This window comes from Pinirhizobacter sp., from assembly GCF_036499745.1.
Classification (GTDB): Bacteria; Pseudomonadota; Gammaproteobacteria; order Xanthomonadales; family Rhodanobacteraceae; genus Pinirhizobacter.
In genome coordinates, this window is the sequence record NZ_DASYDG010000049.1 from 1 (window position 1) to 14,142 (window position 14,142).

At 60.9% G+C, this 14,142-nt stretch carries 14 protein-coding genes and 1 tRNA gene; 5 read left to right on the forward strand and 10 right to left on the reverse strand.

What is annotated here, in order from left to right:
* Positions 1-316: 316 nt before the first annotated feature.
* Entirely contained in the window at positions 317-1,261 is a 945-nt protein-coding gene (locus VGM61_RS16605; protein ID WP_331524000.1) for a sensor domain-containing diguanylate cyclase, read from the forward strand.
* 15 nt (positions 1,262-1,276) lie between these two features.
* Here VGM61_RS16605 and VGM61_RS16610 read toward each other — a convergent pair whose 3' ends face one another.
* The gene (locus VGM61_RS16610) at positions 1,277-3,451 is read right to left on the reverse strand and encodes a TonB-dependent siderophore receptor (protein ID WP_331524001.1); all 2,175 of its coding nucleotides are present in this window, start codon (positions 3,449-3,451) and stop codon (positions 1,277-1,279) included.
* 243 nt (positions 3,452-3,694) lie between these two features.
* Here VGM61_RS16610 and VGM61_RS16615 point away from each other — a divergent pair, with 243 nt between their 5' ends.
* Positions 3,695-4,807, forward strand: coding sequence for a hypothetical protein (locus VGM61_RS16615; RefSeq protein WP_331524002.1), 1,113 nt, complete (start codon positions 3,695-3,697; stop codon positions 4,805-4,807).
* 18 nt (positions 4,808-4,825) lie between these two features.
* On the opposite strand, the gene VGM61_RS16620 is transcribed toward VGM61_RS16615, so the two are convergent.
* Together VGM61_RS16620 and VGM61_RS16625 are read right to left on the reverse strand one after the other, a co-directional pair.
* Positions 4,826-5,326 (reverse strand): DUF2199 domain-containing protein, encoded by a 501-nt coding sequence (locus VGM61_RS16620; RefSeq protein WP_331524003.1) that lies wholly within the window; start codon positions 5,324-5,326, stop codon positions 4,826-4,828.
* Positions 5,327-5,953: 627 nt separating this feature from the next.
* Positions 5,954-7,006 (reverse strand): class I SAM-dependent methyltransferase, encoded by a 1,053-nt coding sequence (locus VGM61_RS16625; RefSeq protein WP_331524004.1) that lies wholly within the window; start codon positions 7,004-7,006, stop codon positions 5,954-5,956.
* Between the two features lie 268 nt (positions 7,007-7,274).
* On the opposite strand from VGM61_RS16625, the gene VGM61_RS16630 reads away from it, so the two are divergent.
* A complete protein-coding gene (locus tag VGM61_RS16630) occupies positions 7,275-8,357 on the forward strand; it encodes an ankyrin repeat domain-containing protein (RefSeq protein ID WP_331524005.1) in 1,083 nt (360 codons plus the stop codon).
* 307 nt (positions 8,358-8,664) lie between these two features.
* Here VGM61_RS16630 and VGM61_RS16635 read toward each other — a convergent pair whose 3' ends face one another.
* The 5 genes from VGM61_RS16635 to rplM all read right to left on the reverse strand — a co-directional run bounded on the left by VGM61_RS16635 (position 8,665) and on the right by rplM (position 10,522).
* Positions 8,665-8,985 (reverse strand): DNA-binding transcriptional regulator, encoded by a 321-nt coding sequence (locus VGM61_RS16635; protein WP_331524006.1) that lies wholly within the window; start codon positions 8,983-8,985, stop codon positions 8,665-8,667.
* Entirely contained in the window at positions 8,957-9,505 is a 549-nt protein-coding gene (locus VGM61_RS16640; protein ID WP_331524007.1) for a type II toxin-antitoxin system RelE/ParE family toxin, read from the reverse strand. Before VGM61_RS16640 ends, VGM61_RS16635 begins: the two co-directional genes overlap by 29 nt.
* A 49-nt stretch (positions 9,506-9,554) precedes the next feature.
* A tRNA-Gln gene (locus VGM61_RS16645) sits at positions 9,555-9,628 on the reverse strand.
* A gap of 63 nt (positions 9,629-9,691) precedes the next feature.
* Positions 9,692-10,084, reverse strand: coding sequence for a 30S ribosomal protein S9 (gene rpsI / locus VGM61_RS16650; protein ID WP_331524008.1), 393 nt, complete (start codon positions 10,082-10,084; stop codon positions 9,692-9,694).
* A gap of 9 nt (positions 10,085-10,093) precedes the next feature.
* Positions 10,094-10,522 carry a 50S ribosomal protein L13 gene (gene rplM, locus VGM61_RS16655; RefSeq protein ID WP_331524009.1) on the reverse strand — a complete coding sequence of 143 codons (429 nt, stop codon included), beginning with the start codon at positions 10,520-10,522 and terminating at the stop codon, positions 10,094-10,096.
* Positions 10,523-10,681: 159 nt separating this feature from the next.
* Between rplM and coq7 the strand changes: the two genes are divergently transcribed.
* Positions 10,682-11,323, forward strand: a complete 642-nt coding sequence (coq7, locus tag VGM61_RS16660) for a 2-polyprenyl-3-methyl-6-methoxy-1,4-benzoquinone monooxygenase (RefSeq protein WP_331524010.1) — start codon at positions 10,682-10,684, stop codon at positions 11,321-11,323.
* Positions 11,324-11,381: 58 nt separating this feature from the next.
* Here the strand turns inward: coq7 and speD are convergent, their stop codons facing one another.
* Complete coding sequence (speD, locus tag VGM61_RS16665; RefSeq protein WP_250624822.1) at positions 11,382-12,167, reverse strand: adenosylmethionine decarboxylase; 786 nt, start codon at positions 12,165-12,167, stop codon at positions 11,382-11,384.
* Positions 12,168-12,465: 298 nt separating this feature from the next.
* On the opposite strand from speD, the gene crp reads away from it, so the two are divergent.
* On the forward strand, positions 12,466-13,161 hold the full coding sequence (gene crp, locus VGM61_RS16670; RefSeq protein WP_331524011.1) for a cAMP-activated global transcriptional regulator CRP: 696 nt from the start codon (positions 12,466-12,468) through the stop codon (positions 13,159-13,161).
* A 5-nt stretch (positions 13,162-13,166) separates the two neighbouring features.
* Here the strand turns inward: crp and VGM61_RS16675 are convergent, their stop codons facing one another.
* Positions 13,167-14,102: a bifunctional helix-turn-helix transcriptional regulator/GNAT family N-acetyltransferase gene (locus VGM61_RS16675; RefSeq protein ID WP_331524012.1), complete on the reverse strand. Its 936-nt coding sequence runs from the start codon at positions 14,100-14,102 to the stop codon at positions 13,167-13,169.
* Between the last annotated feature and the right edge of the window lie 40 nt (positions 14,103-14,142).

Here is a 14,142-nt window from a genome sequence, read left to right on the forward strand (position 1 = left end):
GCAGCAAGCGCGTACCGATGCCCTGGCCCTGCGAAGCGCTACGCACATAGACGTAGCGGATCAAGCAGGCTTTTTTCTGATGGTCTCCAGGATCTGGTTGAAATCGTTGTCGACGCACGGGCGAAGCAGGTCCTGGGTGATGCGGTGGGGGAGCGGTACGGCTACGACAGACATGAAGTCAACTCCGGGCGAGTGGGACGCAAACGTTAGGAGACCGCCCATCCGAACGCAGTAGTCCGATGCCGGTGCGCGCCGACAGCCTTTCCTTATCTGAAAGGGACCTTCAGGAAATGACTACATTGCCGATAGAAGTTGTATGACCACGCATGACATCCGTACTGACGACGCCGTCTACAAGACGCTGCTCGAATCCACCCGGGCCATCCCCTGGAAGATCGACTGGGCGACCATGCAGTTCGCCTACGTCGGCCCTCAGATCGAGGAACTGCTTGGCTGGGCGCCTGAAAGCTGGGCTACCGTGCAGGATTGGGCCGAGCGCATGCACCCGGAAGACCGCCAGTGGGCGGTGGACTTCTGCGTGGCGCAATCCATGGCCGGCGTGGACCACGAGGCGGACTATCGCGCCCTGTGCAGCAATGGCGATTACGTATGGATACGCGACGTTGTGCACGTGGTACGCAACGACGACGGTACGGTGAACTCGCTCATTGGTTTCATGTTCGATATTTCCGAACGAAAGAAAACCGAGGAAAAGTTGCTGGCGATGCAGCGCGAACTCGAAGAACTATCGTTCAAGGACGGCCTGACCAACGTCGCCAACCGGCGCCGGTTCGACCAGGTGATGGATGCTGCATGGGAACGCGCCCGCAACCAGCGCGAACCGATCGCGCTGCTGATGATTGATATCGACTACTTCAAGCAATACAACGACCGCTACGGCCACCTGGCCGGCGACGACTGTCTGCGCCGCGTGGCATCCGTGCTGACCCAGGCCGCCGCACGTCCGAACGATCTGCTGGCCCGCATCGGCGGCGAGGAATTCGCCATGCTGCTCCCCGGCACCAGTGCATCGGGCGCTGCCGGCGTGGCCGAGCACTGCCGACAGCTGCTGAAGGAAGCGCAGATCCTGCACGGCCCTTCCCCGATGGGCCGCCTCACCGCGAGCATCGGCGTGGGTGCGATCACCCCGGAAGCCGGCGACAACTGGGTAAGCCTGCTCGACCGCGTCGACCGTCGCCTCTACGCCGCCAAGCAGGCCGGCCGCGACCGGATGATCGATACCGATCCGGCCACGGTCTGACCCATTGTCTTCGACTCAGAAGAACTTGTAGCTAAAGCTCAACGTCGCGCTGCGGCCAGCGGCATAGTAAAGGTTGCTGTACTCATCCAGCACGAAGTACTTGCGGTCCAGGAGGTTGTCGCCGTTGACCTGCAGCGATGCATGGTCATTGAAGGCGTATCGCGCCATCGCGCTCAGTAGAAGCACCGACGACTGGTTCACAAACTGCGTACCGTTCGGGCCATCCACCGGTGCCCGGCTCGGCGACTGCCAGTTGGGGCCACCGCCGATGGTCAGTCCATTCCAGCTGCCGGGCAGCTGGTAGGTGGTGAACAGGCGCACCAGCGTGCGGGGCAGTGAGGTATTGATCGCGCCCTGTTGCGGCGCCTTGATGTTGAAGTGTGACCACCCAAGCGTGGTGTTCCAGTGGTCGCTGAGCGCACCGGATGCTTCGAATTCGTAGCCACGGGACCGCGTACCGTTCACTGGTATATAGGCCTGGGTAATGCCATCGGGCAGGAATTGGCCCGGATCGGCCTGGGCCACGTTGTCTTCGCGCGTGTCGAAGAAGGTCAACGATGTATTCAGGCGGCCGTTGAAATGGCGGCCCTTGATACCGACCTCGCGACTGCTGCCGATCATCGGATCGAGGAAGTCGCCATTGGCGCGGCGATTGCTCTGTGGGTCGAAGATCTGCGTGTAGCTGGCGAAGGCCGAATACACCGGGGTGATGTCGTAGATCAGTCCGGCGTAGGGGACCGTCTTGGAATGCTCGTGATGGTAGATGCCCGCGCTGGCGTCGAACGTGTCGTTGGTCCAGGTGCTGTAGCGGGCGCCGGCGATCAGCTTGAGGCTGTCGGCGAGCGACCAGCGCGAGGCCACGTACACGCCGCCCTGCCTGGTGCGCGCGGCGCTGAGCAGATCGCCCTTCGGGGCAAAATCCGGATACGGGTAATTGCCCGTCCATTGCAGGAAATTACCCGTGTCGGGAAGATCGCCATGGGCGTTCTCGTAGGAGTCCTGGGTGTAACGCGAACCGCTCAGGCCCGCCACCAGCTCGTGCTCGCGGCCGAAGGCCTCGAACGGGCCGGACAGGTAGATATCCGCCATGTTCTGCCGACCGCGGTCGACCCCGCGGTACGCATAGGGTGCGGCGCCCTCACCTGTTTCGCGGTTGGGAAACCCATAGACATAGAACAGCGCCATGTCGCCATCGGTTTCCCGGCGGCTGGCCATGGCATGCAGCTGCCAGCCGTTGGCGAACTCGTGCTTCAAGTCCACGAACGCCGTCTTGGTGGTGTTGTACCAGAACGACCAGTTGGCAGCGCTGGAAAAACCGCGGGGCCACGCGATGAAGCCACCATCATCGTAGAACACGGGATAGGTACCCCAGGTCACGCCCTTCGGCCTGGTCTTCTGGTAATCCAGGCCAACGCTAAGCGTGGTGTCAGGCCCAAGGTCGGCATCGACCACGGCGTAGAGCACGTTCTTGTTGCTTCTGTAGCGATCGATGTACGAGCCGCCCTCTTCATGCGCCGCCACCACGCGCCCGCGCACCGAACCGGATGCATTGACCGGCGTTGAAATATCGAAGGTTTCGCGCGTCGCGCCCCACGTGCCGTAGCTTACCGATGCGTCCGCGGTGAGCGTGCGGCTGTCTGCGTGCTTGCGCACGAAGTTGATCAGCGCCGCCGGGCTACCCGCGCCGCTCATCAGGCCCGTTGCGCCGCGCACCACTTCGATGCGGTCGTAGATCGACGTATCCAGGCTGCCGTCGGCGGAACCTGAGTTCAGGCCAGGGGCGACGGGCACGCCGTCGTAGGCCATGTTCTCGATCTGGAAGCCGCGGGAATAGAAGAGCACCCGTTCCGAGTCGTAGGCGTTGGACGAAACACCTGTGGTGTTATCCAGCACGGCACGCACATTGGTGAGGTTCTGGTCCTCGATGCGCTGGGCGGTGATCACGCTGACCGACTGCGGGGTGTCTTGCAAGGTAAGCGGCAGACGCGTGGCCGCCGCGGTATCGCTGACGGTGTAGCCCTGGATGCCCTGTCCTTCCACTTTCACCGTGGCGAGCCGGGTGGCGTTGTCGGGCTTGGCGGACGTGTCGGTGGCGGACTGCGATTGGGCCAGTGCCGCGACGGGAAATGCCAGCATCACGCTGGCAGCCAGCGACGCGACCGGCAGACGGCCGGAACGGATGGAGAACATGGATAGAGTGCCCTTTCTGCGAAGCCGGCAAGCAAAACTCGCTTGCGTGGGAATAACGCCACTGGCTCGCCGGGGGCTGGCTTGTCGCGATGCAGCAAAAAGTTTATCAGAAACACCAGGTAATGCGAAAGAGTCGTATTTGCAAATATCCGTGCAGCCAAGCCCGACCGTCATCAGACCTGCCCAATCCCCCCACTACACTGGCCTGACAATGAGCAAAGAGCACCAAAAGTGACCTCCGGAATGATCAAAGTGGCAGCGGGAGAACTGACGGCGCTACGACTGTTCGATATTGCCTACACCGTGGATCTTTCGCATGCCGAGCAACTCTGGGCGGCAAGGCCAGGCCTTGCTTTCAGCCGGATTCGGCTCACCAGCACACCCGCCAAAGCGGTGACGTTTGGCGTTGCGCCCCTCAGGCTTGAGCTCGGGGAAACCGCGCTGATGCTGGATTCGCGCATGGTCACCGCCGACCTTTCCGTGCGCATCTACGATTTCGGCGTGGCGGCACTGGCGGTCCGCATCCAGGTCCGCGACCTGGACTTCGATGGCTTCGTCGCCGACTTCGATGCGCTCGATCGCGCGGTCGGCCATGGCGCACCGATCGACTTTTGGACGAACCTGCTCCAGCGCGTCAAGGACATCATCCTTCCCGCGCTCGATCGCCCGGCAACGCACGACAAGCTGGAAGAGGACTACCTGATCGCCTCCATCCAACGGCTGGACGAGCCGATGGATGCCTCCGTGCTGCAGTCGCGGGTCGACCTTACCGCGCTGCTGTCAGGCGAGAAGCGCCCTCTTTCGCGTGAATCGAAGCGGGAATTGCTGTCGCGCAGTTTCTCCTACTACGCCGACGACCTGGTCGTCATGACGTGGGACCGGGCATTCATGTACGAACCCCGGCTTGATTCCGATGTGGCCGATGTGATCGAAGTAGCCAACGCCCAGCTGGTGGAGTTTCGCTACTACGACACCTTGCTGGATGAAGAACTACCCAGCATGTACGACCGCGTCGAGAACGCGCGCGGCGCAGCTTCCCTGTTCGCATCGCGGCGGTTCGCCAACCTTGCCCGACGCTTATATACGCTCGTGGCGGAGGTCACCGAATTGACAGAGCGCGTGGACAACGCACTGCAGGTGACCGAAGACGTCTACCTCGCCCGCGTCTACAGCACCGCTCTCGGGTTGTTCCGCGTTCCCACCTTGAGTGCTTCGGTGGACCGCAAGCTGGCGATCATCCGCGATACGTATGCCGCGCTTTATGAAGAGGCTTCGAGCCGGCGCGCGGAGGTCCTGGAAGTGGCCATCGTGCTGCTGATCATGCTTGAGATCACGATCATGCTTTTGCAGCGGTAGATCGGCCGCCACTCAAATCTAACTCATGCTCGTCGTGTATTGATTTGCACGATGTGCCGTGATTCCAGTGCGCTGCTCATCACATAGCGGATGCCGCGACATCGGGACAATGATGTCCGGACGTGTTTTTGGCCCGGTCAGTTGAAGCAAGACAGGCAGGCCGCACGTCGCCGGCAGGGCTCGGATGCTGTTGGCGAGCGTTACTTCGAAGGGCTTCTCGTCGGCCTGGTTGTCGTCCCTCCAGAGTTCTCGGATGCGGTTGAATGTCGCCTCACTGGTCTCGACCCATAAACCTAATCGATAAGAGATGTCCCTTTCATGGACCGGAAGAGGAAGGGTTGCGCGCACGAAGAAGCGTTCGCTCCGGATGGAGCACAGGTCGTTGGATTCTTTGACGTCCTGCTCACGCTCGTCGTCGGGTAAAGCAATCACCGCATCGGGCCGGAAGAATGAAAGCTCCATGTCGTCGAGGTCGTGGACGACCCCACATTGCGAGCATGGCGCTGTTGCGTCGCTCATACGTACTCCAGACAGTTGAAGGATGGCGTACCGATGCCGGAGCGTCCCGCCTGGCCGACGTGATGATCGATTCCCCTTTCTCCCGGGTCACCGCCAAACGCAGCGGTTGACCGCAGGCGCATCGTCGGGCTCCTCCCACTTGCAGTCAAGGGTGAGGATCCACCGCCGGCTATGCCAGGCGAGGATTCATTCCCTTATACAGATAACGGATCTAGCGGATGAACGATACGTGCTCTCACACCCGTCAGGCGGTTGCAGGCGATAGAACGACCTGTGGATTTGCCCGGGACCGCTTTCCACACGCTCCTTCGTTCATCCGCCCAGCCATGGCTTGAAGCCACCTTGCTACATAGACGAAGGTGACGGGCGAGCCAGGGTCCAAGGCCGGTCACAGGAACGGCTGGGCATACGCCCACCTGACCGCCCGCCAAAAAAGGCGGGAGTCTCGGATACCGCAGCTTTACTGCGGTATCCGATACCTGTAACACGGGCTTGGACACCCGGTTGCCGATGCATTGGCAACGGACACATGATCCAGATTTTCGCGCTGCGATTCCATACGAATCGTCGTAAAAGTACGAGCGATACAACAGCGAAAGAATCTCAATCCTGCCGCACATTCGAGCCTTACGGCCTCGCCTCCAGCACGATATTGAACGGCGTTTCCGCCGCACGACGAAGGCGACTGAAGCCACCGGCATCCACGATCACCTTGCGCAGGCGGGCCTCACCAGCCTGTGCACCGAGCGCCGGGCCATGGCGGGCAAGCGACACCGGCACGCAGATCATCGACGAGGCCGCGTAGTACACGCGGCCTACCGGATTGAGATTGTCCGCCGTGCTATCGCCGGCGAAAGGCTCCACGACCATGCAGGTGCCGTCGTCTTTCAAGGCGCTTCTCGCATGGCGGGCAGCGCCATCAGGGTCGGCCATGTCGTGCAGGCAGTCGAAGAAGGCGATGAGATCGAAATCGCGGCCTTTGTAGCCGGAGGCATCCGCCTGCTCGAACGTTGCATTCTTCACGCCGGCCGCCTTTGCCCGCTCGCGGGCAACGTCGATCGACGGTGCGTGATAGTCGTAGCCGACAAACTGCGATGCAGGGAATGCTTTTGCCATCAGCACCGTGCTGGCGCCGTGACCGCAACCGATGTCGGCGACCTTGCCGCCGCGCGCGAGCTTGTCCACGACACCTTCAAGCGCCGGCAACCATGCACCGAGCAGATGGCTGTTGTAGCCGGCGCGGAAGAACCGCTCGGTGCCATGGAACAGGCAGGGATGGTGCTCGCCCCATTCCATGCCGGCTCCGCTACGGAAATTGTCCCTCACGCGCGGGTAGGTGTGAAACAGCGCCCGGGCAATCTCATACGCGCCAGCCAGGTCGACCGGGCCGGCCGGATCGGCAAGGCACGCCGCCTGCTCTTCGCTGAGCTGGTATTTGCCCGATGCCGCGTCGTAGTCGACGTAACCGCCGGCCGCCTGGTTACCAAGCCACTCGCGCATATAGCGCTCGTTGGTACCAGTACGTTTGGCAAGGTCCGCAGATGTCAGGGATTCTTTTGCCAGCGCCTTGTACAAGCCTAGTTCGTCGCCGAGCAGGACAAGCACCGCGCTGAATGCAGCGCCCAGGTCGCCGACGGCCTTACCCAGGAATGCATTGAGTTTCTCTTCATTGATGGACATGACTACGCGCTCCGCTAGGGGGATCGGTGCGTCGTCCTGCCGGCGGAACATTTTCCGCTACGACTGCTTGAGTATAGCGCTGGCAAAACGCCGATACAGTCCAAGGCAGCTTTAACCCAGTAGGCGAAAAGAGATATGCTTTTTATCAGCGCGAGGGGCGCATCCGGTCCGCGGAAAGGACAGAAGTCCACCCGGCTTTATTTCATTCGACTGAACTTACTTTCAGCCCGTCTTACGCGGACCTCGGGTAAACGAGAGGAAGTTCTGTATGCCGACGAAACAGCTCCCTGAGCACCCGAGTCTCGACCACCTTAAGCACCAGGCCAAGGATCTTCTGCGCCAGCATTCGCTGGGAGAGCTCGCCAGCGCACAACGTCTGCGCGAGTTTCATCCCAAGCTTCACCGCTCCACAGACCAGGAGATCTTCTCAACCCATCTCACGCTCAGCGATGCGCAGCTCGCCATCGCGCGCGAATACGGGTTCCCAAGCTGGACGCGCCTTAAGCAGCGTGTTGAAAAGCCAGGCGTCGGAGACAACCTGACGCTTCCCCATCACGAGCGAATCGAGGACGCCGTTTTCCGCCACGCTGTTAGTTTGATCGACGCTGGCGATGCTTCTGGTTTGTCGCTTTTACTTAAGAGAAATCCCGGCCTCATCCACCAGCGGGTTCTCTTCGAGGGCGGCAACTACTTCCGCAATCCCGGCCTGCTGGAATTCATTGCGGAGAACCCGATCCGGCATGGCACCCTGCCCGCGAATATTGTCGATGTCGCGTTGAGTCTCCTTGCAGCGGGCCCGGAACACAGCTCGATCAACGACACTCTCGATCTGGTGGTGTCGGGCCGTGTGCCCCGCGAATGCGGGGTTCAAATACCGTTTATCGACGTACTGTGCAAATACGGCGCCGACCCGGATTCCGCGCTTCTGACGGCAGTTCTTCATGGAGAATTCGAAGCGGCGCGTCAGTTGATCCGATTGGGCGGGAAGGCCAATCTACCCATCTATGCGGCTCTTGGAGATAGGGAAGGATTTCTCCAACGCTTCCCTGGTTCGGACTCCGCCCAACGTCATCTGGCGTTGGCGCTTGCCGCCCAGCACGGTCACACTGAAATCGTGCGTGCCCTTCTGGATGCGGGTGAAGACCCAAACCGCTATAACCCGCCAGGCTTACACAGCCACTCCACGCCCCTGCATCAGGCAGCACTGGCCGGGCACCTTGATGTCGTCAAGTTGCTCGTTGAAAGCGGAGCGAGGCTCGATATGAAAGATGTTATCTGGCAGGGCACGCCTGCCGATTGGGCCCACCATGAGAGGAGGGTGGAAGTCGAAGCATATCTAAGCAACTGCTGACCTAGAGTATGGGCCGCTGGGTCAGATCGCGCGGGATCGACCACGCTCATGCGGCGGCCTATCAGGAGGTTCACCAGATCTGAATACGCTTTGAAGGGCTTGGGGCGATGTAAGCGGTCACATGCTAACCCCAGACAAAAGAAGGCCCGACCATGATGCTGGACAAGCCAACACCAGGGGATCGGGCGCGATTGCCAATAATCTTAGGTAGGCGGTTCCTACCGGTCAAGTCATCCTGCTTGGGCATCATGAGAGCAGTCACATGTCAACGAACCAAGTTCACAGGCCGCATGATGCGGCGATTGGATCAAGCAAGTATCTGCAGGCCATGCTTTTGGACAACCGCCAGTAGTTTCAGAGCCATGCCGCTCGGCTTCTTGGCGCCTGTTTCCCATTTTTCGATGGTGCTTTCGCTCGTATTAAGATAACGCGCAAACACCGGCTGACTGACCTTGCTTGCGGTCCGCAGTTTCTTGATCGCACTCGGCGCCAACTCTGAAGGGACCAAGCACGATGCGTCAAAGCCTTTCATGGTCGCCTTATCAATGACACCGGCCTCGTAAAGGTCCGAGGCAGCCGAATGAATCGCCTCAAATGCGTCAGTATTGAACTTGCGCTTGGTGCTCATGACAGATCTCCATCAATTTCTGATTCTGGATCAACTTGCCGATTTCTTTGCTACTGGCCTTAGCAAAGCTCTTGGCTAGCTTTCTAAAATCATCAAGTTCATTAGCATCTATGTTGCCGCGATCGTTTTTCGCAAACAGGTAGGCAAAGATCCAATAGTTACCGCCCTTTGCTAAAACGATCGAGCGATATTCATTCTTCTTAAGTCGCTTCTTAAAAACACCGCCGCCTAAATCAGAGCACTGCCCCTGCACGACTTCCTTGATAGCCGCACAAAGATCTGCATCTTTGATTCCGGCCTTCGGAGCGTTCTTGGCAAACCAAGCGGTCTTAAATGTTCGTTTCTTTACTACCGCGATTTTAGCGGGAGCTTTAGGAGCGGCCTTTTTAGCAACTATCTTCTGACCACTTCCCTTTTTTCCTGGTACAAACTGTAGCACTGGGTGATATCCCTGTCCAATAGTCAAAATTGCAAGCGAAGCAAATGACAAGGCAGGCGCATGGTGGTGGTGACCAACCATCCTGATCCCAGAAATGCAAAAGCCCCTGGAAATCCAGGGGCTTTGCGAATGGCTGGGAGACTAGGATTCGAACCTAGATAAACGGAGTCAGAGTCCGTTGTCCTACCGTTAGACGATCTCCCAGTAACTGGGCCGGCAACGCGCTCTGACCTGGAAGCGTTGTCGGTGAAGCGTAACCCCGGGGGATTAGCGCTTCGAGAACTGCGTGGCGCGACGAGCCTTGTGCAGACCGACCTTCTTACGCTCGACTTCGCGGGCGTCGCGGGTCATGAAGCCGGCCTTGCGGAGCGGCGACTTCAGGTTTTCGTCGTACTCGACCAGGGCGCGCGAGATGCCCAGGCGGATGGCGCCGGCCTGGCCGGTGATGCCGCCGCCGGCAACCGTCACCGTGATGTCGAACTTGTCGGTGTTATCCGTGAGCTCGAGCGGCTGGCGCACGATCATGCGGGAGGTTTCACGACCGAAGAACTGGTCGAGCGTCTTGCCGTTGACGACGATGGCGCCGCTGCCCTTGCGGAGGAAAACGCGGGCGGCGGAGGTCTTGCGGCGGCCGGTGCCGTAGTTCTGCGAGATTGCCATGTCGGTTCCTTAAAATTCCAGCGCCTGCGGCTGCTGTGCGGTGTGCGGGTGCTCGGCGCCACCGTAGACCTTGAGCTTGCGGTACATCGCACGGCCCAGCGGGTTCTTCGGCAGCATGCCCTTGACCGCGATCTCAACCACGCGCTCCGGGTGGGTAGCCAGCAGGTCCTTCAGACTGGTGGTCTTCAGGTTGCCGACGTAGCCGGTGAAGCGGTGATACTTCTTGTCGTCCAGCTTGTTGCCGGTAACGGCCACCTTGTCGGCGTTGATCACGACGATGTAATCGCCGGTATCGACGTGCGGGGTGTATTCCGGCTTGTGCTTGCCGCGGAGGCGACGGGCGATTTCGGTCGACATGCGACCGAGCGTCTTGTTCGTCGCATCGATGACGAACCAGTCGCGCTTGACGCTTTCCGGCTTGGCGCTGAACGTTTTCATTTCGAAAATACCTGATAGCCGCCAACTTGGCGGAACACGGAATCGGTGGATCAAAGACGCGAGAGGATAACGGAATCGTCACCTAGCGCGCAAGCCGCGCCCACGGAGGGCATCGGGCCGACAATGATAGCATGTGTTCCAGGAAAAGGAGCCCCAACCATGCCTGTCCGTCAGTTTAGCCGACTCGACCGTGTCCTGTCCGGTATCGAGCACGCCATGGAGGCCGTGGCCGGCAAGCCGGAGGCCACCCGGCCCTCCCCGGGCAAGGGCGCCCCAGAGGCCGAACTGGACGCTATCCAGCGCCGGGAAGCGGCTGGCCTGATGCGTATCAACCATACCGGCGAGGTCTGCGCCCAGGCCCTTTACATGGGCCAGGCGGCCCTGGCCCGGGACGGCGCCACCCGCGCCCACCTGCTGCACGCGGCCTCGGAAGAAACCGACCACCTGGCCTGGTGCTCGGAGCGGCTGACCCAGCTGGAAAGTCGTCCGAGCCTGCTCAATCCCCTCTGGTACGCCGGGTCCTATGCCATCGGCGCCGCTGCCGCCCTGGTGGGCGACCCGGTAAGCCTGGGCTTCGTGGTGGAGACCGAGCGCCAGGTCGAGGCCCACCTGGCCGAGCACCTGGAACGCCTGCCGTCCCACGACGAGCGCTCCCGCGCCATCCTGACCCAGATGCAGGTGGATGAAGCCCGCCACGCCATGCAAGCGCTCGATCGCGGCGGCGTGGCCCTGCCCCGGCCCATTCCCACCCTGATGCGGGGCATGTCGAAGGTGATGAAGGCCGTGGCCTACCGGATCTAGCCTCGAGGCACAAAAAACCCCGCTCGCGGCGGGGTTCTTCGCTAACGATGGCTAGCCGTTACATCAGGTTCCGGCCATGGAACAACTCTTCGATCTCTCGACGTAGCAGCGATTCGATGCGCTGACGGTCCTTGAACGAAAGATCATCCGCCTGGGCCTCGAACAGATAGGTATCGAGGTCAAAATCCTTGATGTGCATCTTCGTGTGGAAGATGTTTTCCTGATAGACGTTCACGTCGAACATCTCGTACTTCTGGCGGATATGGCGCGCCAGGTAGTCCTGCACGGAATTGATCTTGTGGTCGATGAAGTGCTTCTTGCCCTTCACGTCGCGGGTGAAGCCGCGCACGCGGTAGTCGGCCACCACGATGTCCGATTCGAAGCTGTCGATCAGGAAATTCAGCGCCTTCAGCGGGGAAATAACGCCGCAGGTGGCCACGTCGATATCCGCACGGAAAGTGGCAATGCCATTGTGCGGATGGGTTTCCGGGTAGGTATGGACGGTAATGTGGCTCTTGTCCATATGGGCTACCACGGCACCGGAGATCGTGTCGCGGCCGAGCTTCTCCACCACCGGCTCTTCGGAGATCAGGATCGTCACCGAGGCGCCCTGCGGATCGTAGTCCTGGCGCGCGATGTTCAGGATGTTGGCGCCGATGATTTCGGCCACATCGGTAAGGATCTGCGTCAGGCGATCGGCGTCGTATTGTTCATCGATGTACTCGATGTAGCGCTGGCGCTGTTCTTCGGACACGGCATAACAGATGTCGTAGATGTTGAAGCTCAGGGCCTTGGTCAGGTTGTTGAAACCCTGCAACATCAGGCGGGGAAGCGGTTTTACCACGGCGGCACTCCGGGACCGCTTGCGCGGCCTACAGTTGACACGGGTTAGCAGCTAGGGTCCCCGCTTGCGAAAGAACGTTCAGGCGTAGAGCTTTAACGTTCGATGTGACCGGCACAAGACAGCCGTCCGGCCGAAAGGACGAAATTATGAGCCAAACCGGGCCGGATTTGAATCCGTCGCAAGATGGGTCATTCCTGCAATAATCGAGGCTCACGAGGTGTTGGGGCCCTGCCGGAGTAGCCCTCGGGCGCGTGAGAACCGCGCCCGCCACGACCCTCATGGCTTAATGGAACCGAACGTGGCCCAGCTTAAATACTTGTTGCAACAGCAGTTCGAGCGCTCGCAAGCCCCGGTTAACTTCGCTCCCGACCCGGCCACGATGGAACGTTTCCTTGGCGCCTGCCATCGACGGCGCTATCCGGGCAAAACCGCCATCATCCGGCCCGGTGACCCCGCCAATACGCTCTACTACGTGATCGACGGCTCACTGGCCGTGTGCACCGAAGACGAGGAAGGCCGCGAACTGATCCTGGCCTACATCAACCGGGGCCAGTTCATCGGTGAAATGGGCCTGTTCGTGGAGCAGGCGCAGCGCGAATCACTGGTGCGTACGCGCACTCCCTGCGAAATGGCCGAAATCAGCTATGAGCGGATGTTCCAGCTCCTGGAAACCACGCTCGCCGACGATTGCCCGAAGCTACTGTTTGCCATTGGCTCCCAACTCACCGACCGTTTGCTCCGTACCTCGCGGCAGGTCAGCCGGATGGCCTTCATGGACGTCACCAGCCGTGTCTCGCGCACCCTGCTTGACCTGTGCACGGAACCGGATGCCATGACCCACCCGGAGGGCACGCAGATCCGCATTTCACGCCAGGAAGTCAGCCGTATCGTCGGCTGCTCACGCGAGATGGTGGGCCGGGTGCTCAAGCAGCTGGAAGAAGAGCGGATGATCGACGTCACCGGCAAGACGATCGTGGTGCGCGGCACCCGCTAACCTTTTTACCGGCGCGGGTCGTAAACCATGTACACGTCGGCACGGGCGTAGTGCGAGCCTTCGCGCACGCCCGGCTGCATCACGAAGCCGGCCCGCTCGTACATTCCCAGCGCCTTCTTCAACAGGCTGCTCGATTCCAGGAACAGGTGGCGGCCACCCAGGCGGCGATACTCCTGCAAAGTAGCGTCCAGCAGCTTGCGGCCGGTGCCCACGCCCTGCCAGGCCTCATCCACCGCCATTTTTGAAAGCTCGTACACACCCTCGCCCTCGTGCAGCAACGAGCACGTGCCGATCACCTCGCCCTCGGAGCGGGCAAAGAGGATCGCGCCACCCCGTGCAAGCACCGCACCTTCAGGGTCGGACAGCATGGCGTGGTCCACGGCTTCGACCACGAAATAGCGTTCCAGCCAGGCCAGGTTGAGGCGGCGGAAGTCCCCGGCGTAGGCCGGCTCGTAGGCGACGATTTCGACTTCGGCGGACATCAGGGAACCATGTTCGCGCAGGATGGCGTCCGAAAGCGACTGCCGGCGCAGGGCATCCTCGGTGCCGGCCAGCGCTCCCAGCAACAGCTTGGCGATGCCCGGGTAGTCGCGGTTCACCGTGCGCCGGATGGCCAGCCATGTTGGCTCCAGCTGGCGCAGGGCCTGGCGCGCCATCACCGTGGCGGCCAGCGCGCCCGTGGTGCGGCGTTCCACCAATCCCTCGCGCACCAGCAGGCTGGCCAGGGGATTTATCGTGGTGTGCGGCAAGCCCAGCGCCAGGCAGACATCCGTCGGCGAAGCCGGGCCATGGTCCCGCAGGAAGCGCAGGATCGGGATCCAGCGCGACTGCAAGGTCGAGCCAGTGGCCTGGAAAACATCGTCAATGGACTGGTAGAGCTGCTCGCTAAGCGCGTGCAGGCGGCTGGCAAGGGCCAGCTCGGCGAGGGAATCGAAATGCATGACGCGGGCGGGGATACACGGGGAGAGTCAGCCGATCAAG

Excerpts from the sequence above, each read along its gene's own strand:
- VGM61_RS16605 (WP_331524000.1), top strand. The coding sequence starts at position 317 with ATGACCACGCATGACATCCGTACTGACGACGCCGTCTACAAGACGCTG.
- VGM61_RS16610 (WP_331524001.1), bottom strand. The coding sequence starts at position 3,451 with ATGTTCTCCATCCGTTCCGGCCGTCTGCCGGTCGCGTCGCTGGCTGCC.
- VGM61_RS16615 (WP_331524002.1), top strand. The coding sequence starts at position 3,695 with ATGATCAAAGTGGCAGCGGGAGAACTGACGGCGCTACGACTGTTCGAT.
- VGM61_RS16620 (WP_331524003.1), bottom strand. The coding sequence starts at position 5,326 with ATGAGCGACGCAACAGCGCCATGCTCGCAATGTGGGGTCGTCCACGAC.
- VGM61_RS16625 (WP_331524004.1), bottom strand. The coding sequence starts at position 7,006 with ATGTCCATCAATGAAGAGAAACTCAATGCATTCCTGGGTAAGGCCGTC.
- VGM61_RS16630 (WP_331524005.1), top strand. The coding sequence starts at position 7,275 with ATGCCGACGAAACAGCTCCCTGAGCACCCGAGTCTCGACCACCTTAAG.
- VGM61_RS16635 (WP_331524006.1), bottom strand. The coding sequence starts at position 8,985 with ATGAGCACCAAGCGCAAGTTCAATACTGACGCATTTGAGGCGATTCAT.
- VGM61_RS16640 (WP_331524007.1), bottom strand. The coding sequence starts at position 9,505 with ATGGTTGGTCACCACCACCATGCGCCTGCCTTGTCATTTGCTTCGCTT.
- rpsI (WP_331524008.1), bottom strand. The coding sequence starts at position 10,084 with ATGGCAATCTCGCAGAACTACGGCACCGGCCGCCGCAAGACCTCCGCC.
- rplM (WP_331524009.1), bottom strand. The coding sequence starts at position 10,522 with ATGAAAACGTTCAGCGCCAAGCCGGAAAGCGTCAAGCGCGACTGGTTC.
- coq7 (WP_331524010.1), top strand. The coding sequence starts at position 10,682 with ATGCCTGTCCGTCAGTTTAGCCGACTCGACCGTGTCCTGTCCGGTATC.
- VGM61_RS16675 (WP_331524012.1), bottom strand. The coding sequence starts at position 14,102 with ATGCATTTCGATTCCCTCGCCGAGCTGGCCCTTGCCAGCCGCCTGCAC.